The sequence below is a fragment of the Haloterrigena salina JCM 13891 genome (genome assembly GCF_000337495.1).
GTDB classification, from domain to species: domain Archaea; phylum Halobacteriota; class Halobacteria; order Halobacteriales; family Natrialbaceae; genus Haloterrigena; species Haloterrigena salina.
The window spans coordinates 71,066-88,452 of sequence record NZ_AOIS01000005.1; the positions used below are offsets into that span (position 1 = coordinate 71,066).

The 17,387-nt window shown below is 63.7% G+C and carries 18 protein-coding genes; 10 read left to right on the forward strand and 8 right to left on the reverse strand.

Annotation, left to right across the window (positions count from 1 at the left end):
- Positions 1–13: 13 nt before the first annotated feature.
- Positions 14–748 carry a helix-turn-helix domain-containing protein gene (locus C477_RS00910; RefSeq protein ID WP_008892539.1) on the reverse strand — a complete coding sequence of 245 codons (735 nt, stop codon included), beginning with the start codon at positions 746–748 and terminating at the stop codon, positions 14–16.
- A gap of 89 nt (positions 749–837) precedes the next feature.
- Here C477_RS00910 and C477_RS00915 point away from each other — a divergent pair, with 89 nt between their 5' ends.
- The 3 genes from C477_RS00915 (at position 838) to C477_RS00925 (ending at position 4,400) form a co-directional block, all read left to right on the forward strand.
- Positions 838–1,947 carry an MBL fold metallo-hydrolase gene (locus tag C477_RS00915; RefSeq protein ID WP_008892540.1) on the forward strand — a complete coding sequence of 370 codons (1,110 nt, stop codon included), beginning with the start codon at positions 838–840 and terminating at the stop codon, positions 1,945–1,947.
- A 3-nt stretch (positions 1,948–1,950) separates the two neighbouring features.
- On the forward strand, positions 1,951–3,237 hold the full coding sequence (locus C477_RS00920; RefSeq protein WP_008892541.1) for an MFS transporter: 1,287 nt from the start codon (positions 1,951–1,953) through the stop codon (positions 3,235–3,237).
- A gap of 251 nt (positions 3,238–3,488) precedes the next feature.
- Positions 3,489–4,400: a hypothetical protein gene (locus C477_RS00925; protein ID WP_008892542.1), complete on the forward strand. Its 912-nt coding sequence runs from the start codon at positions 3,489–3,491 to the stop codon at positions 4,398–4,400.
- A 12-nt stretch (positions 4,401–4,412) separates the two neighbouring features.
- On the opposite strand, the gene C477_RS00930 is transcribed toward C477_RS00925, so the two are convergent.
- The 3 genes from C477_RS00930 to C477_RS00940 all read right to left on the reverse strand — a co-directional run bounded on the left by C477_RS00930 (position 4,413) and on the right by C477_RS00940 (position 6,544).
- Positions 4,413–5,294 (reverse strand): CPBP family intramembrane glutamic endopeptidase, encoded by an 882-nt coding sequence (locus C477_RS00930; RefSeq protein ID WP_008892543.1) that lies wholly within the window; start codon positions 5,292–5,294, stop codon positions 4,413–4,415.
- A gap of 126 nt (positions 5,295–5,420) precedes the next feature.
- Entirely contained in the window at positions 5,421–6,011 is a 591-nt protein-coding gene (locus C477_RS00935) for a flavodoxin domain-containing protein (protein WP_008892544.1), read from the reverse strand.
- An 83-nt stretch (positions 6,012–6,094) separates the two neighbouring features.
- A complete protein-coding gene (locus tag C477_RS00940; RefSeq protein ID WP_008892545.1) occupies positions 6,095–6,544 on the reverse strand; it encodes a universal stress protein in 450 nt (149 codons plus the stop codon).
- Between the two features lie 933 nt (positions 6,545–7,477).
- Here C477_RS00940 and C477_RS00945 point away from each other — a divergent pair.
- From C477_RS00945 to C477_RS00970, 5 genes are all read left to right on the forward strand, one after another.
- Positions 7,478–8,365: a universal stress protein gene (locus C477_RS00945; RefSeq protein ID WP_008892546.1), complete on the forward strand. Its 888-nt coding sequence runs from the start codon at positions 7,478–7,480 to the stop codon at positions 8,363–8,365.
- Positions 8,366–8,805: 440 nt separating this feature from the next.
- Positions 8,806–9,672, forward strand: coding sequence for a CBS domain-containing protein (locus C477_RS00955; protein WP_275040451.1), 867 nt, complete (start codon positions 8,806–8,808; stop codon positions 9,670–9,672).
- A 116-nt stretch (positions 9,673–9,788) separates the two neighbouring features.
- On the forward strand, positions 9,789–10,265 hold the full coding sequence (locus tag C477_RS00960; protein WP_008892549.1) for a pyridoxamine 5'-phosphate oxidase family protein: 477 nt from the start codon (positions 9,789–9,791) through the stop codon (positions 10,263–10,265).
- A gap of 280 nt (positions 10,266–10,545) precedes the next feature.
- Positions 10,546–10,953 carry a universal stress protein gene (locus C477_RS00965; RefSeq protein WP_008892550.1) on the forward strand — a complete coding sequence of 136 codons (408 nt, stop codon included), beginning with the start codon at positions 10,546–10,548 and terminating at the stop codon, positions 10,951–10,953.
- A gap of 107 nt (positions 10,954–11,060) precedes the next feature.
- Positions 11,061–11,618 (forward strand): hypothetical protein, encoded by a 558-nt coding sequence (locus C477_RS00970; RefSeq protein ID WP_049914074.1) that lies wholly within the window; start codon positions 11,061–11,063, stop codon positions 11,616–11,618.
- A 142-nt stretch (positions 11,619–11,760) separates the two neighbouring features.
- Here the strand turns inward: C477_RS00970 and C477_RS00975 are convergent, their stop codons facing one another.
- Positions 11,761–12,648 (reverse strand): universal stress protein, encoded by an 888-nt coding sequence (locus C477_RS00975; RefSeq protein ID WP_049914083.1) that lies wholly within the window; start codon positions 12,646–12,648, stop codon positions 11,761–11,763.
- A gap of 419 nt (positions 12,649–13,067) precedes the next feature.
- Here C477_RS00975 and C477_RS00980 point away from each other — a divergent pair, with 419 nt between their 5' ends.
- On the forward strand, positions 13,068–13,508 hold the full coding sequence (locus C477_RS00980) for a universal stress protein (protein ID WP_008892553.1): 441 nt from the start codon (positions 13,068–13,070) through the stop codon (positions 13,506–13,508).
- A 26-nt stretch (positions 13,509–13,534) separates the two neighbouring features.
- Here the strand turns inward: C477_RS00980 and C477_RS00985 are convergent, their stop codons facing one another.
- Entirely contained in the window at positions 13,535–14,179 is a 645-nt protein-coding gene (locus tag C477_RS00985) for an SOUL family heme-binding protein (RefSeq protein WP_008892554.1), read from the reverse strand.
- Positions 14,180–14,322: 143 nt separating this feature from the next.
- On the opposite strand from C477_RS00985, the gene C477_RS00990 reads away from it, so the two are divergent.
- Positions 14,323–15,267: an ABC transporter ATP-binding protein gene (locus tag C477_RS00990; RefSeq protein ID WP_008892555.1), complete on the forward strand. Its 945-nt coding sequence runs from the start codon at positions 14,323–14,325 to the stop codon at positions 15,265–15,267.
- Between the two features lie 183 nt (positions 15,268–15,450).
- Here C477_RS00990 and C477_RS00995 read toward each other — a convergent pair whose 3' ends face one another.
- Positions 15,451–16,311 (reverse strand): universal stress protein, encoded by an 861-nt coding sequence (locus C477_RS00995; RefSeq protein WP_008892556.1) that lies wholly within the window; start codon positions 16,309–16,311, stop codon positions 15,451–15,453.
- Between the two features lie 348 nt (positions 16,312–16,659).
- Complete coding sequence (locus tag C477_RS01000; RefSeq protein WP_008892557.1) at positions 16,660–17,109, reverse strand: pyridoxamine 5'-phosphate oxidase family protein; 450 nt, start codon at positions 17,107–17,109, stop codon at positions 16,660–16,662.
- Positions 17,110–17,387: the final 278 nt, after the last annotated feature.

Below are 17,387 nucleotides of genomic sequence, written 5' to 3' on the forward strand. Positions count from 1 at the left end.
GTTCGACGAGCGATCAGTCAGCGCGCTGTTCGGACGTTCCCGACCGGCCCGCCTGCAGCGGATTCCCCGCTGACCCCGACGTTACCAGTCGGAGGTACGCACCGGCGTTCGTCATCAGCTTGTTCTCCGCCTTTCGGAGGTGTTCCTCGTAGGTCGAGCGTGCCACCGACGTCTGTGACGCCAGCTCTCGGAGCGACGTCCCTCGCGGCTGTTCGTAGTAGCCGTTCTCGAGCGCCAGCTGTAACGCCGCCAACTGCCGGTCGGTGAGGTCCTCGAACAGCTGATCGACCGGTGCCAACATACTGTGCGGAATCCCTTGCTCCGTGATAGCGGTCTTGGAGAGCAGTTCGATGTCCCGATCCGCCTCGAGGTCCCGAAGCAAGGCCCGAACGTCGGCTTCGTCGAACGCGATCACCGTGTAGTGTTCCCACCCCTGCCGGTGAATCGTCGGCGGCTGATAGAGGCAATCGTGTTCCTCGAACCGCTCCAGGATCGACCCCTCGAGCGAGCAGAGACAGGACTGGGTGACGACGTGGAGCCCCGAGTCGTCGATCGACTCGTGGAGGACCGTTCCGATCCCGTCGATCTCTTCCAACAGGTCGTCGGCCGGCGCCTCCGCGGAAGTGATCTCGAGCACCTGGCAGTCGCTCAGGTACCACTCGCGAATCGTGAGATCGGGATAGCGCTCCGAGATCTCCCGGTAGGGACACTCGTGTTTCAGTCGAAACGAGGCCTCGTACAGACTCATACGTCACCGTTCGATCTCGGAGTGATTAACGGTACCGGTCATGTCCCGCACCACTGCTATTCCGGTCCCGACCATACGAACACGTATCGATGACCGAAATTAGTCCGACCGAACTCGGCGACCGGTTACGCGACGACGAAGACGTGCTCGTGCTCGATATCCGCCACCGGGACGACTACGAGGAGTGGCACGTTCCTGACAGCGTCAACGTCGACGTCTACGACGACCTGACCGCCGACACGGAGGCGGCGAAAGAGACTCTCGCGGCTCTCCCGGAGGATCGAGAGATCGTCACCGTCTGCGCCGCGGGGGTCATCTCGCAGACGGCGACGGACGTTCTGCGAGAGCTGGGCTACGACGCCGAGACGCTGGCCGACGGGATGAACGGATGGAGTCGCGTTCACCGGAGCGACCCCGTCCCGACCGACCTCGACGGAACGCTCGTCCAGGTCGCCCGTCCGGGGAAGGGATGTCTCTCTCACGTCCTGATTTCGGACGGGGAGGCTGCCGTGTTCGACCCCTCGCACTACCTCGAGGAGTACGAGGGGATTATCGACGATCACGACGCCGATCTCGTCGGCGTCTTCGATACGCACGCCCACGCCGACCACGTCTCCGGCGGTGCGGACCTCGCCGAGCGACACGGCGTTCCGTACCACCTCCATCCGAACGACGCGCTCGAGATCGACGCGAACCCGATCGAGGACGGCGACGCGATCGAGATCGGGTCGGTCGACGTCGAGGTCATCCACACGCCCGGCCACAGCGAGGGCAGCGTCTCGTTCGATCTCGAGGGCGAGGCCCTGCTCACGGGCGATACGCTCTTCCACGAGAGCGTCGGCCGCGTCGAACTCGGCGTTGAGGCCGGACTCGAGGGCTCCGACGTCGAAGGGAACGCCGCGACGCTCTACGAGAGCCTCCAGCGCCTGCTTGACCGCCCCGACGACGCGGTCATCCTCCCGGCACACGATCCCGGATCGCCCGAACCGCCGGTGACCGCGACGCTCGCGGAGGTCCGAGAGCAAAACGAGGACCTCGGGCGTGACCGCGACGAGTTCGTTGAGACGCTCGCTTCGGATATTCCGGATCATCCGCCGAACTTCGAGCGCGTCAAGCGGACGAACGTCGGGCGGGAAGACGTCCCCGACGAGGAACTGTCCGAGCTCGAACTGGGTCCGAACCGCTGTGCTGCCGAGTAACCAATGAGCGAGGCAACTGAACTGAAACAGGGGATTCGCGAACACCTCGGACAGTTCTCGCTGCACGTCCTGCTGGTGTTCGCGACGGGGCTGACGATCGGTTCGGAGCGGACCGTCGTGCCCGTCCTCGGCGAGGACGTGCTCGGCGTCGAGTCGTTCCTCGTCATCGGCTCGTTCGTCGTCTCGTTCGGCTTCGTCAAGGCACTGCTCAACCTCTACGCCGGCAAGTGGGGCGAGGAGTACGGTCGCAAGCCGGTGCTCGTGCTCGGCTGGATCACTGCCCTGCCGATCCCGGTGATCCTGATCTTCGCCCCGAGCTGGAGCTGGATCACCGTCGGGAACGTCCTGCTGGGGATCAACCAGGCGCTGACCTGGAGCATGGCGATCAACGCCAAGATCGACCTCGCCGGCCCAGACCAGCGCGGGCTGGCCGTCGGCATCGACGAGGCGTTCGGCTACACCGGCGTCGCCGCGGGCGCGTGGATCACTGGCGTCATCGCCGGTCAGACGAGTCTTCGACCGGAGCCGTTCTACTTCCTCGCGGTCGTCGTGGTGCTCGCGTTCCTCATTTCGGTCTTCCTCATCAAGGAGACGGTCCAACTCGCACAGCTGGAGGCCGACGACCACCGCGACGCGAACCTCCCGTTCGACGAGGTGCTCAAGCGAGCGACCTACGGCGACAGGACGCTGTTCGCGGCGGCCCAGGCCGGCCACATCGAGAACTTCGTGGACACGCTGTTCTGGATCGCGGTGCCGCTCTACCTCACGAGTCAGGGGCTCGCGATCGAAGCCGTCGGCGTCGTCGTCGGCGTCCACAGCGCGATGTACTTCCTCCAGATCGGAACCGGGGGCCTCGCCGACCGCATCGGCCGTCGCCCGCCCGTCGTCGCCGGAATGTTCCTCGCCGGAGCGGGCGTTCTCGGGATGGTATTCGTCGAGAGCTACCTGCCGTGGGTACTCCTTTCCGGGCTCTCCGGACTCGGAATGGCACTGCTCTACCCCAACCTGATGACCGTTCCCAGCGACGCGGCCCATCCAACGTGGCGGTCGGCCGGTATGGGCGTCTACCGGATGTGGCGCGACGCCGGCTACGGTGTCGGAGCGATCCTGATCGGCCTCTCGATGGAGTTCGCGAGCGCCGAAGCCGCGTTCTACATGACTGCGACCTTGATGTTCCTCTCCGGTGCCGTCGTCTACGTGTGGATGGAGGAGACCCATCCCGAGTTCGGCACCCACGAACCGCCGGCACCGACTCCGGAGGCGCCACACAGTGCGGCGCCCGAGGACTGAGTCCCGCGGTTCTCGACCGTCGACGTGAGACATAGCGGCGAGGTGATACGGCCGCGGTCCGATCCCGTCGACACCCGACGAACGGCCCGTAGTCGCCCGGCTACGCCTCTCGACCTTCGACATCGTTCTTTATCGCGTTCGACACCGTGGAAGACTCGTAACGGGATGAGTACGATCACCGGCCGCTCGTGGACCGAGGGAGAACTGCCGATGGCGCGAACCGGTAGCGGCCCGCGACGCGAGGCGAACCGATGAGCGATGTCGAAGCCTCGCTCCCGCGTTCGTACGTTTTCGCATCCATCGCAACGGTCGTCCTCGCGGGCGTCGCGACGCTCGTCGGACTGTTCGTCCCCGGCTTCTATCGCGACGCGCCGGTCCTCCTGCCGCAGGTCTACGGACAGGACCTGCTGACGCTGTCCGTGGCGCTCCCCGTGTTCGCCGTCGCGCTCTACTACGCCGCTCGAGGGTCGTTGCGGGGGTACGTCGTCTGGCTCGGCGTCGACGGCTATCTGCTGTACACCTACGCGTCGTATTCGTTTATGACCGCGTTCAACGAACTGTACTTAGTCTATACGACGTTGCTGTGGCTCACGCTGGCCACGTTCGTCGGCGGGATGGTCCGCCTTAACGCCCCCGAAGTGAAACGTACCGCTGGGGATCTATCCGTCCGGCCGTTCGTCGCCTTCCAGGTGCTACTGGCGGTACTCGTCGCGTTCCTGTGGTTGGCAGAGGTCCTGCCCGCGGCGCTCGCCGGGACGGTGCCGCCGAGCGTCGCCGAGGCGTCGCTCCCGACGTCCGTCATCTACTCGCTCGATCTGGGAATCATCCTCCCGGCGTTCCTGCTTTCGGCGTACTGGCTCCGCGAGCGCCGGGCGTGGGGGTACGCGTTCACTGGCGTCCTCCTGGTGAAGGCGGCCACTCTCGGCCTGGCCGTGCTGACGATGGCGGTCTTCATGCTCCGTAGCGGCGACGCCGTTCCGGCGCCAGTTCTCGTCGTCTTCGGCCTCCTGACGCTCTCGAGTCTCGTGCTGCTGGCCCGATTCCTGCGTTCGCTTGAGCCCGCGGGCGACTCGTCGGTCGGCGGTCGCAACAGGACGGGCGCATCGGCACCGGGCGACGGGTCCGAATCGGGCGGGAACGACGGTCCGTCCCGTGGCACCTGACGGTGGGGCCGATCAGTACGGCGGACGCGGGCGCACCTCCCCGTGACGGAGGTCCCTCGCTCCCCACCGGAGCACGACGACGAGGACGAGTCCCGCCGTAACGATCGTCTGATACCGATCCGCCGCCGGCGAGAGCTCGAGGAGCTGGCCGGTCGCGTTGCCGACGAAGTGAAACAGGATCGCCGCGAGGACGCTCCGGTTCGCGTTGTTGTACAGCCAGGTGTAGAGGACCGCACCGGCGAGAATATTGAAGGCGAACCACGTCGGCTCCGGGGAGTACTCCCAGCTACCGTGGTAGCCGACCATCAGGAACAGCGGCGCGTGCCAGACCGCCCACGCGACACCGAGGACGACACTGGAAGTCAGTGCGCTCCAGCGCAACTGGAGTCGATCGAGCCGGTAGCCCCGCCAGTCGATCTCCTCGTGGAAGGGGCCGAGTAGGAATATGATCGCCAGCGTTCCGCCGAGAGCGACCGGCTCACCGAGCAGGTCTCGCAGGGGAGCGCCGCTCAGCGGCTGTGTCGCACCGTCTGCGACGATCGCGACGCCGGCACCGGCCAGCGCGAGCGCCGGAAAGAGCGCGAGCATCACCGGTGACCACCGCAACGGAATCCGTCGCACGTCGACGAGGCGTCGCCCTAGGTCTTTCAGCCCGATCCGGTCGCCGACCAGCCACGCCATCGCGACGCCGCCGATCGTGACGCCGACGCCGCCGACGAGCAGAAAGAGGATCCCCGGAAACCGGAAGACGTGCCATTCGGTGACAATCGGAACGCTCCACCAGCACCACGTCCAGCCGTGAGAGAACAACGGGAATCCCCAGACATCGAACCCGCTACTCGTCTCGCGAACGCGGCCGGTCACCGAATCCGCGCCGATCGCTCTCTTCTCCATGCCTGTCCTTCACGGGCGGAGGACGTGAAGACGGAACTGAACGCCCACTCCAGTCGACAGGTCCGTCTCTTGAGAGCCGCCAGAGATGCGTCGACGGTCGTCGACGCGTCGATAGCTCCTCGGCGTTCACTCGAGTTCCGCCTCGTCGCCTGAAGCCGGCGCGACGCCCAACCGTCCTTCGACGAACGCCGCCACGTCGGCGGCGAAGGACTCGACTTCCTCCCAGTCGGTGAACTCGACGTCACCCGTCGCGTCGGCTTCGGGAAGGTCCGAGATGGTCCGCTTGGCGATCTGTTTCATCAGCAACCGCTTGAGGAACCCGTACTCCGAGTAGCGGAGTGCGCCGCCGAAGAACCCGATCCAATCGGGATGCCACTCTGTCTCCGCGACGAACTCCTCGAAGTAGCCCGCCGCTTGCGCACGACCCTCCTCGGTCGCGGACGACAGCGACACCTGGAAGAACGCCGTCGGTATCGTATCGAGTGCCGGCCGATTCGACCGAACGAACTCGAGGACCGACGACTGGTGTTTACCGGCGTGGATCGACGCGCCGACGAGGACCGCGTCGAACTCACCGAGGTCGAACGTAGTCGGGAGATCGTCGACGTCGAGCGTCGTCGCATCGTGTCCGCGTTCGTCGAGCGTCTCGGCGAGACGGGCGGCGACGGTTCCCGTCTGTCCCTCACCAGTGCCGTAGAGGACGAGAAACGATACCACTGTATTGGTGCCCCCTACCTCGAGCACGAGTATAAAGGGACAGCCGGCCGAATCATTCGAACGGCCGACAGTTGTCGATCCGTTCAGTCGCGGATGACGGTGACGGAGACCGGCGACCGCCGGACGACCATGTCAGCCACGCTGCCGAGCAGCAGTCGCGTCTCTCCCCTTCGTCCGTGACTGCCCATGACGACGTGATCGATCTCGTTCTCCTCGGCGTAATCGACGATTTCGCGTGCGGGCTCGCCGATTGCGGTGTCGGTATCGAGCGTCCCGCCGTGTTCGCTCGCCAGCTCGCGCGCGTCGTCGAATATTTTCTCCTCCTCCTCGCTCGCCCGCTCGTACCACTCGTCGGACCCGTGTGGCGGTTCGTTTCTGACGTCGACATCGGTCGGTGAACTGTACCCGGGATCGGTGGGGTCGAGTATGTGGAGCGCGATGACGGACGCGTCCTCGTATTCCTCGAGCGCGTGCTCCAGTGCTCGTTTGGACAGCGGCGATCCGTCGACGGGAACCAGCAGTTGCTGAGCCATCGAACCGACGTACCTCGCGGAGTCTCAAAATACTATTCGGGAACTCAGATAACCGCGCCTCGGTTCCACGCGGGTTCATTGTGAGGGCGGCTACGTGACGGTCGGCGAGTTTGGAGCCGAATCCGACGTTCGTCGCGATCGAACACGGGTGCCGCACCTCAATCGCCTGGATCGCGAACCGACACAGTCACTCGAGATTACGTGTAAGTAGTTTCTATCCGACCGTTTCAGGCCAGTGCTTGTCGCCCCCCACATATGTCGGTCCCTGGCCCTAAGTATTACAAACGTACGTTTGTAATGAGTTTCCAATAGAATAATATCATTACCCGGTGAGCCGTGCGGCAATATGGCATTAGCATGACAGAGGAGCAGCTCACACTCGAACGCCAGTTCACTATCTCGTCATGGCCGGACCCGCATCTCGAATTTCCGCGTTCGGTTGGATTCATTCGCCGCAAGACACATATCCGTCGTTTCGTTCGCTATAGAAGGACACGATGAGGGCGACGATTCACACATCGATTGGGATGGCGCTCGCGGTACCCATCCTCGCAGCTGCCCCGGAGTTCGCCCCGGCCGCATTCGCGCGGGATTCGCTGGCGTGTGGTCTACAGTCACACGGCCGCTGAATCTGTCCCCGCCGCTGAATCCGCGACGACGGCGCCCCGCGACCGTCGCTGAGCGACTCGCAGAACTGGCGCAGGCCCCGCTATACCCGTCCCTCCCCGAGTGCTACCGCGGGACCCGACGACTGCTTCCGAAGTACGTGACGCGGCCGCTCGTTTCTCGTCCGTGGTCGTCGTTCGCTCGAGTTCGCGTACTACGAGACTCAATTCGTCTCTTCTCGGGGCGAATTCGAAACGACAACGGATCGCCGATTTATCAGTGGTTTCTGCCCACGTTATTTTTGCGCTGTCCGTCGAGTCGTTGAGTATGGATCGTTCCATTCTCGTCCCGTACGACGGATCGCGGCGCTCGCAGTCGGCACTGCGATACGCAGCGGACGTCTTTGATGGCGAGACGATCACCGCACTCCACGTCCTCGACCCGTTCGCGACGATTCCGGACTCGGAGAAACAGGTACGGGAGCGATACGAACGGGCACAGGATGTCCTCGAAACCGTACCCGCCGTAGCAGACGAGCGCTCGACGACGATCTCTTCGGAGTTCGTCTACGGGCACGCTATTCACGCGATTCTTCGATACGCCGATCTGTATACGATCGATCGGATCGTGATCGACGGATCCTATCGAGCGGATACGGCGGACGCTCCGCTCGGGAACGTGTCCGAAGCGCTCGTCCGCCGGACGCGGGCTCCGATCACCGTTCTTCGATCGGCGGTCGACGACGGACGGATCGCCTCCCCGGAGACGGTGCTCGTTCCCTTCGACGGATCGTCTCCGGCGTGTAACGCGTTACAACACGCGATCGACGCGTTTCCGGACGCGACGGTGCACGTGCTCTACGTGCGGTATCCGTTCGTGGACGATCTCGACCGCGTGGGCGTACGCAGCGACGACTACCCGAATTTCGAGGAGTGGTACGGTGCAGTCCGTACGTGGCACGAACGAGCGGACCGGAACGCGGACCGCGTTCTGGAGATCGCGGACTCGATCAAGAGAGATAGCGATGCGGATCTCCGACCGACGACTGAGACCGGACCTCCGTCACGCGTTATCCTCGAGTACGCTGACCGGATCGAAGCCGACCACGTTCTCATCGGCGGCCACAGCCACGACGGCGGAACGCATATCCTGCTCGGAAGCGTCGCCGAGCAGATCGTCCGGCGGTCGTCTGCACCGGTAACGGTCGTCAGGTGATCGTGGCTCCCACCCACGACAGCCGGGTGGACGTCGCTACTCGTCTCCCGTCTCGAGAGCGGGCGACGGTCCTGCTATGAGATCTCCGCGGTCGTCGAACCGGAATTCGAAGACCGCGATACCACCGGACGGCTCCGCCGACGCGAGGACATCCGACCGCCACACGCCCTCGAGGAGTTCGTCAGTTCGTTTCGCTTCGATTCGGGCACAACGGCGATCGGACACGCCAGGAGGACGTTTTGCCACTTGTACACGTTTACTCGAGGAGGTTCCGCTCTCTATCGGTTCGCTCAAGGCCGCTTTTCGACCGTCAGTTTCCGAAGGTACCCTGTCTCTCTCGTCGCAGTGATCGTCCGGTATCGGCGCATTGCCCGTCGGACTTTTTCACACCGGAAATAGACGTCGATCACATGGCGTTTCCCATCCGAGTCAACGACGTGATGAGTTCCCCGGTGAGGACGGCTACTCCGGATACGACGGCGGACGAGGCGGCCGCGACGTGTCGCGAGGACGGAGTTGGATCGCTCGTCGTCGTTGAGAACGGTGATGTCGTCGGAATAGTGACCAGCGACGATTTCGTCCGGCTTCTCGGGGACGTATCCGAACCGACGGGGTGTCCACTTCGCAAGTTCATGTCGACCGAAGTCGTGACGGTTACTGCCGACACGCCGATCGGGGATGCGGTCGAGATAATGTTCGACAACGACATCGCTCGACTCGTCATTGTAGAAGATGGCAGCCTCGAGGGACTCGTCAGTTCGAACGATATCGTTCGATACGTTCCCCAGATCTTCCGACGCTACGAATTTGACTATACTCGGCCCGACAGTATCCGGAGTCGCATCCCCTCTGAAACCGCCTACGAGCTATCCGGCTGGGAAACTGACGCTATCGGTCTCTCCGACAGCCGCATTACTGTCGGCGATCGCGTCGAGTTCACGAAGGCGCTCACCGAACGCGACGTTCGGGCGTTCGCTACGGCCAGCGGAGACACGAACCGCCTTCATCTCGACGACGAGTACGCACGCGCCACTCGGTTCGGTCGCCGGATCGTCCACGGGACGCTCGTCGGCGGAGTGATCAGCGCCGCGTTGGCTCGCTTTCCCGGGGTGACGATCTACGTGTCGGAGAATCTCACCTTCCTCTCACCGGTCGAACTTGGCGACCGAGTGACCGCGATTTGCGAGATCATCGAAGATATCGGCCGAGGCAAGTATCAGCTTACGACCGACGTCGTCGATTCGAAGGGCGAACGCGTAATCGAGGGGCAGGCCGTCGTGCTCATCGACGAGTCGCGAGACGTATGATAATTGGTTATATCCGATTAGGACCTCAACGGGGAGACAGTAACTCCGCCCGAAAGTATCCGTCTGACTATCGGTAGGAGGGGGGGATTTTCGTCGTCGTCGTCGATAGTCCACCCATGTCCATCGATGAACTGCGGGAATACGGACTGGTGAAAATGGACGAAAACGAAATCGAGGGGTTCCTTTCGAGTCAGAAGACTGGCGTGCTCGGGCTTCCGGCGGAAGACGGCCCATATTTGCTTCCCATCTCCTATGGGTACGACGGGCACGACCGGCTCTATTTCACGTATCTCCTCGGTTCGAATAGCCGGAAGCAAACGCTAAGCGAGGCAACCGACACCGCGAGATTCCTCGTGTACAAGGTGGATACGCCGTACAATTGGCAAAGCGTCCTTTTGACTGGTCACCTCGCCGCCCTCCCAGAAACCGAGTGGGATACACTCGACGAGATTTCACGTACCGCCTGGCGGCCCGCCGTTTTCGAATCGGCTACCCTGTCGGGAGACGTGAAAGTCTACGAACTCCAAATCGACGAACAGACGGGAATCAAACACGAAGGACTACCACCTGCTCTCGAGCCGAACGAAATGTGACCAATAAACATATTCAAAATAATTCAACCGCTTCGATTCACTACGGTCGCAGTTCCACACGGCATCCAGCGGCAGATAGAGTGGAAACCGTCGTACGCTCTTCTCGTCTAATCACTCGGCCCGTACGGCCTCCACCGAGGAAACCACGACGGACCGGCAGTCGTCACTCCCTCGGTCGCAGTCGCGGTCGTGTCTTCGACCCCTCGAAATCAGACGGAAGGCGGGGGGACGTATACCCGAAGATGTACTCCGATGTCCTTCTCGCGACCGACGGCAGCGAGTGTGCACGCGCGGCGACGGTCCGATCGACCTCGCGGCGACCGACAGTGCGACGCTGCACGCGCTCTACGTGATCGAGACGCGAATCGGCTACGACAGCGCCATCATCGATCCGGAGACGGTCGAAGACGACCTCCGCGCCGAGGGCGAGGCCGTCCTCGAGTCGGTCGAAACCGAGAGTCGGGAGCGGGACGTGGCGTTCGTCGACCGGATCGAAACGGGGGTTCCCGAACGAGTGATCGTCGAGTACGCCGAGAGCGAAGGCATCGATATCGTCGTCCTCGGGTCGCGGGGAAAATCGGCGTTCAAGGCGGTCTTGCTCGGCAGCACGAGCGAGGTACTCGTCCGCGACCTTTCGATCCCCGTCGTGCTCGTCTCCGAGGGCGGCGACGGAGAACCTGTCGTGTGATCGCTTCCGAACCGAGACCGGGGATACCCGATCTCAGCCCGAACGATTCGGTCGGTCCGCGAGGCGGTATTCCTATGTGTTCCGCATATCCACTACGAACTGGGACGATGAATGCATCGACCGAGTGCAGGACGAAACGTGGGATTCGGTATGCATTGTTCGCGGTATTCGTCGTCGGCCTCCGACGACGTGACGCGGGTGCGGTCGCGAACGCGGCCGTCGCGACGATCGGCACGTTCCTTCCCGATCTCGCCGAACGAGCGTACGATATCGAACTCCGTCCGTGGCAGCGCGTGTATATCCGTAGCGCGATGCTCACCCACGCCATCGGCATGCTCGGTCCGTACGACGATATCCGGTGGTGGGATCACCTCACGCATATGCACTCCTCGTCGATTCTGGGCGGTGTCGTCTTCGCGATCAGCCGGCGCCGGGGGCGCGATCCACGTCCTCGAGTCGTCGCCGTCGTCGTCTGTCTCGGACTTCTCTGGGAGCTCGTCGAATACGCCGTTCACACCGCAGGGAATCGCCTCGGGTTCGAGCCGGTACTCGTCTCGTACGGAACGAAAGACACCGTCCTCGATCTCGTTTTCGATCTAATCGGCGCGCTCCTCGTGCTCGCGTTCGGTGATCGCGTCCTCGGCGATCTCGCAGCCGACGCGTGACCGTCGGTTATCGGCCTCCGTCGCCGGGAACGGTCACTCGAGGGTTCGGGCTACCGCGAGTGGAGCAGTGACGCCGTCGAACCGCTACCGTCCTGACGGTGCTAACTGGGCGGACTCGCGAGTAGCGGTCGGCACGACGATCCTATCGCGACGACCGCGTCACGACCAGTACGGGGACGTCGAGGGTCCGGAGGAGGGACGAGGTGACGCTACCGAGAACGCGGCGACCGAGATTCGACCGGCCGCGCGCACCCATGACGACGAGGTCGATATCGGTATCGTCGACGTACTCGCGGACGCCGGCAGCGATGCCGTCGAACGACGTCATCCGCACGACGGCGGTCGTGACGTCCGGACCCTCGTCTCCGATCTCCGTCGCCGCGTCCTCGACGATCCCTTCGCCGTTGGCCTCGAGTCGGTCGATGAACTCGCGTCCGAGGCCGCCGGCGTCGAAGGCTCCGCCCGCGGCCTGCAGATCGACCACGTTGAGCACGTGGACCGTCGACCCGTACCCTTGTGCGACCGCGGCGCCGTGCCGGGCGGCGTCGGCGGCGATCTCGCTCCCGTCCGTGGGAACGAGCAGGTCGGAGTAATCGGCCGTTGCGTCCGATGCGCCCTTCGGGACGACGAAGACGGGGACGTCGCTTCGATGGAGGAGCTGTTCCATAACGCCGCCGAGGAGTCGCTTTCCGAACCCTGTTAGTCCCTGTCTCCCGACGACGATCAGCCCCGCGTCTCGTTCGGCCGCGTACTCGGCGATCCGGAGCGCGGGCTTGCCCTCCGTCAGTTCCGTCGTTATGGGTCGATCGATAGCGGACGCGAGTTCCTCGATTTCTTCGAGAACGGTTTCACCGCACTCTCGAAGCCGCGCCTTTTCGTCGGCGGACCTCGCGAGCCGGAGTGACTTCCATTCAACGACGTACACGACGTCGACCGCTGCATCGAAGACGCGAGCGAACTCGAGTCCGCGTTCCGCCGCCCGCTCGGCCTCGTCGCTTCCGTCGACGGCGATCACGATACGGTCGTACATGCCCCGACCTTCGACTCCCACGCTCTTCGTTCTTCGCCGGCGAATCGAGACGATATTGTTCGTCGCGGTCATTCCGTTCGAACGATATTACGCGACTACCCGCTTCCGAGTTTGCAGACGTGACAGAGGTCTACGCGGGGAAAAGGCGCGATTTCACGCACGGACTCACGCGGTTCTCCACGATCGTGTCAATGAAACTCATTCTGTCGGGTAGGTCGTTCCATACAGTGTGAGCTCGAATACGCCGAGCTCGGTCGAGCTACTCGTCATCGAAACGGAAGAAGGAACCGATGGCTCGACTCGCGTGCGTCTCTCAACGCGTCACCGGTGCCCGTTCTGACAGTCCAGTCTATCGAAGAATACTGATCGGACCGCTCGTTTCGTGTGAGCTTCTTGTATTCTCGCGACGTCTTCCCAGTATGGCAACGCACGTACTCGTCCCGCTCGACGGCTCACCGCAATCGTGGGCCGCGTTCGACCACGCGGTCTCGAATTACGACGGCGAGACGATCACGACGGTACACGCCGTCGATCCGATAGAAGGTGTGTACAGCGATTACGGAGGCGGGGGCTACTACGACGCGCAGGCCCACGAGCGAGCCGTCGAACGAGGTGAAGAACTCGGCGAACGGGCCCGCGAGCGAGCCGACGATGCGGGGGTTCTCGAGACGACCGTCCTCGAGACCGCGGTCGAAACGGGGCCGCCCGCTCGGACGATCCTCGAGTACGCTGACGAGAGCGACGTCGACCACATCGTCATGGGCAGCCACGGTCGCTCCGGCGTCGCGCGGATTCTGCTCGGGAGCGTGGCGGAGACCGTGACGCGGCGGGCGACGGTACCGGTGACGATCGTTCGCTGAGCGAGCGAGAGCCGTTCCGCTCGCGATCACGGCGCCTCGCGGCGAACCCGCTCCGGGGCGCCGGCAAGTTCGACTTCAACCTCGTTCGTTCGCATGAACGGCGGCGTCCACGGATCGTTGTACTGGAGCAGCGTCGGCTCGCCGCGCGGGTAGAACTCCCGGCGAGAGAGCCGCTCGAGCAGTCGGGTCCGCTCTCGATCGACGCGCTCGTCCGTCGCGTACCACGAGAATCGGCGCACCGCAACGGTCCGCGGCGGATCGACGACGAGTCGAACGGTGGGATCGGTCGGTATCGGCGCGGTCTCGGACGTGTACGCCTGCGGGAGGTAGAACGCCATCGTCACGTCGCCGCCGTCGGGTCCCGTTCGTACGGGCGCGGTCATTGGGATCGACGTTCCGCGGACCGCCACCGGCGCGGTCATCGCCACGTCTTCGCGGCGCTCGTTCGCCCCCGAGATGTAGCGAAAGAGCCGACCGAACGCCGTCCGCGTGTCCGGCGCCGTCGTCTCGGCGCGGACCGTCCGCGGATAGCGGCGGATCTCGATACCGTCGAATCGCTCGAGGGGCTCCGACGGGACGCGTTCGGTCGTTCGGCTGACGTACGCGCCCCAGCCAATCCACAGTCCCAGCAGGCCGGCGGTTCCGAGCAGTAGGTTTCGTACCGATCGCATAGGTGCCGTACGTCTCACAGCCCAATAGATCCGTGGGCGGTCCGAGGCCGCCTCGAGTCGTCCGTCGGCGAGGCGTCTGCGTCCTAATGTGTCGTGACGATTGAGCTGGTACGTATAAGGCTCGAGGCGCCGTCAGTTGGCGCGTGCGCAGCGTCGAGTCACAGCCGATCGAACTCGAGTCCCTGACGAAGTACTACGGCGACGTTCGGGGCGTCGAGGACCTCACGTTCGCCGTCGACCGGAGCGAAATCTTCGGCTTCCTCGGCCCGAACGGCGCGGGAAAGTCGACGGCCATCCGCGTTCTCCTCGGACTGTTGAAGCCGACCGACGGAACAGCGTCGCTGCTTGGCCGGGACGTGACGGACCGAGCGGAACTCCGCGACGCGAAGCGGCGCCTCGGCTACCTCCCGAGCGACGTCACCTTCTACGATCGCGTGACGGGCGCGGCGGTGCTCGACCACTTCGGGCGGCTGCGCGGCGACGAGCGACGCGCGGAACCCCTCGAGCGCTTTCCGGTTCCGCTCGATCGGACCGTGAAGACCTACTCGAGCGGCAATAGGCAGAAGCTCGCTATCGTCGCGGCGTTCATGCACGAGCCCGACCTGGCGATCATGGACGAGCCGACGTCCGGGCTGGACCCGCTCGTCCAGAACGAGTTCTACGAACTGCTCGAGGAGCGACGCGAGGCGGGCCGAACGAGTTTCTTCTCCTCGCACATTCTGAGCGAGGTCCGGCGCGTCTGCGACCGCGTCGGGATCATCCGGAACGGCCGGCTGATCGAGCTCGACACCGTCGAGAACATCCTCGCGGAAGGCGGCACGATCTCGACCGTTCGATTGGCCGAGGAGCCGCCGCCAGCGCTCCTCGAGTTCCCAGGCGTTGCGCGCGTCGACCGGCGGGACGGCGACGGCAGGTACCGACTCGTCCTCGCGCGGGAGTTCGACGCTCTCATCGAGCGCCTGAGCGAGTACACCGTCCTCGAACTCGAGGTTCGCGAGGCGTCCATCGAGGACGTGTTCATGCACTTTTACGGAGGAACGGACGAGGACACCGATTCGCTAGCGAGCGGGAGCGATGCGTCACCTTAACTAGAGTACGCGAGCGCACGCCGCCGCTTAGGCTCTCAACGCCTCCGGAACCACCAGACCGCCGCCAGCGCGAACACGACCGCGACGGCGACGAACGGCACGACGGAGTCGACGTCGGCGTCCTCGTCCGTTTCGGCGATCGAAACTGGAATCTGAACGGGATCCGCGCTACGGGTTCTCCCGTTACGATTTGTTCGTCTCTCGAGCGCGAACCGTTACGACGGGAGCCGGCGCAGTGCGAAGGACGCGCTCCGTCACGCTGCCCGGCAACTCTCGATCGCCCTCGCTTCGGCCGTGCGTTCCCATTATCAGCAGGTCGACGTCGTTCGCCTCCGCGTACGCGGAGATCGTTCTATGGATCGACCCCCGGTTGACCGTCGTCCGAACGTCAATTCCGGTGCCATCGGCCGCGCTCTCGGCTGCTGCCTCGAGTTCGCGGGTCGCATTTTCCTCGAGTTGATTGAGCAGCGCCATCGACTCGGAACCGAGCCCGTAGCGCGTCGTGCCGACCACTGACAGGAGGTGAAGCGTTGCTCCCGTCTCGGCGGCGAGTGCAACGCCGAGTTCCAGCGCGGCTCGTGCGTGCTCGCTGCCGTCAGTCGGGACGAGAATCCGCTCGAACGGGTACAGCCCTCGAATATCGTCGCTCGCGCGAGCGACGAGTACGGGGACGGGAGCGTCGCGGACGAGGCCTTCGGTTACGCGTCCCAGAACGATCGGTTCGGCGACCCGCCGTCCGTGTGCACCCATGACGACGATTTCGACGTCCGCCGCTTCAATGTATTCGAGAATCTGTTCTCGAGGATCGCCCCGTCGATGTTCGGTGACGACGGCCTTCACATCGGCGGTCACGGTCTCGCGAGCGTCGTCGAGGATCTCGTCGACCGTTCGATCCGACACGTCACGGGGGCCGTCGTCGCCGTCGTCCTCGCTGACGACCAGCACGTGAATCGTCGCCGACGGCGACGCGATTCGACCGGCGAGTTCGAGAGCGGCGTTCGCGGAGCCACTTCCGTCGGTCGAGACGAGGAGTCGATCGTACATACGGTGGGTTCGCCGCTCGGGCACTTACAACTATCCGGGGGTGTTCGATCGCGCATGTTCGCGACAAACGAGACTCCGGGTCAGCGTCACGGACCGGTCCGAAGCCGACACCGTACGAAGTATTGACGTTGAGACTATTTATGCGGGAACGTGATAGGACGGTTCATGAAACCGCGGGCAGAGCAGTGGTGCCACCTGTTGATCGCTCTCGCGTTGGTCCTGCTAACGATCCGGGGTACGTGAACGGCGAGTCGCTCGTCGTTGACGGCGGGTATACGCACACCGGGTGACGAACGCGACCCTCTGCGACTGGGAACGCAGAAGCGACTGCTGCGTCGACTACCGACTCTACGAGTCGGTCATCACCTCCTTTCGTCCCGTCATCGTCTCGGGATCGAGGTAGAAGTACTGGAACGTCGTTTCCCGCGGCGGTCGCTCGAAGATGTCGACGAGCGGAATCTGAATTGCCCACATCCCCTGTATCTCGGCGGATTCGTACGGAACATCGGAGATGTCCGACAGTCGTCCCGTAACGACGACGCTTTGCCACCCACTATCGGTCTGGCGGTGCGTGACGAAAGAGACCGGTCGGTCGACGAGTTCCTCTTTTCTACTGTCCGGCGGAAACGAGAGTCGGTAGTAGAACCGTTTCTCCTCGGCGTTGTACCCGTAGGACACGGGAATCGAGACCGGCGGATCGTCGAGGTCCGTGGAAAACGAGATGACACCCGTTCCGCCGCGGCCGAGGAACCCGTTCATTTCGTCTTCGCTCAGTTGTAACCAGCGTAGCCCCTGCATGTGTCCAACCACCACGGCACGGTAGAAAGTGTCTTCTCACAACCTGCTGGAGATTCACCGAGAAGGGAACGTCAGATTCGTTGACTGATACGGTCACGACAGGACGAGCGACTCGCGGCGGCGGACTGTCTTTGCGTCCACGTAGCACACGCCGACATACTGAGCGACAAGTGGTCCCACGATACCGACAGCAATGAGAGCAGCGAGGGGAGCTGGAAGGACGACATGGCGATCATGCCAAAAAGTCGACGAACACGACGACCCAATCTACATCGACT

Coding starts and splice junctions, on each gene's coding strand:
- C477_RS00910 (WP_008892539.1), bottom strand. CDS start 748: ATGAGTCTGTACGAGGCCTCGTTTCGACTGAAACACGAGTGTCCCTAC.
- C477_RS00915 (WP_008892540.1), top strand. CDS start 838: ATGACCGAAATTAGTCCGACCGAACTCGGCGACCGGTTACGCGACGAC.
- C477_RS00920 (WP_008892541.1), top strand. CDS start 1,951: ATGAGCGAGGCAACTGAACTGAAACAGGGGATTCGCGAACACCTCGGA.
- C477_RS00925 (WP_008892542.1), top strand. CDS start 3,489: ATGAGCGATGTCGAAGCCTCGCTCCCGCGTTCGTACGTTTTCGCATCC.
- C477_RS00930 (WP_008892543.1), bottom strand. CDS start 5,294: ATGGAGAAGAGAGCGATCGGCGCGGATTCGGTGACCGGCCGCGTTCGC.
- C477_RS00940 (WP_008892545.1), bottom strand. CDS start 6,544: ATGGCTCAGCAACTGCTGGTTCCCGTCGACGGATCGCCGCTGTCCAAA.
- C477_RS00945 (WP_008892546.1), top strand. CDS start 7,478: ATGGATCGTTCCATTCTCGTCCCGTACGACGGATCGCGGCGCTCGCAG.
- C477_RS00955 (WP_275040451.1), top strand. CDS start 8,806: ATGAGTTCCCCGGTGAGGACGGCTACTCCGGATACGACGGCGGACGAG.
- C477_RS00960 (WP_008892549.1), top strand. CDS start 9,789: ATGTCCATCGATGAACTGCGGGAATACGGACTGGTGAAAATGGACGAA.
- C477_RS00970 (WP_049914074.1), top strand. CDS start 11,061: ATGAATGCATCGACCGAGTGCAGGACGAAACGTGGGATTCGGTATGCA.
- C477_RS00975 (WP_049914083.1), bottom strand. CDS start 12,648: ATGTACGACCGTATCGTGATCGCCGTCGACGGAAGCGACGAGGCCGAG.
- C477_RS00980 (WP_008892553.1), top strand. CDS start 13,068: ATGGCAACGCACGTACTCGTCCCGCTCGACGGCTCACCGCAATCGTGG.
- C477_RS00985 (WP_008892554.1), bottom strand. CDS start 14,179: ATGCGATCGGTACGAAACCTACTGCTCGGAACCGCCGGCCTGCTGGGA.
- C477_RS00995 (WP_008892556.1), bottom strand. CDS start 16,311: ATGTACGATCGACTCCTCGTCTCGACCGACGGAAGTGGCTCCGCGAAC.
- C477_RS01000 (WP_008892557.1), bottom strand. CDS start 17,109: ATGCAGGGGCTACGCTGGTTACAACTGAGCGAAGACGAAATGAACGGG.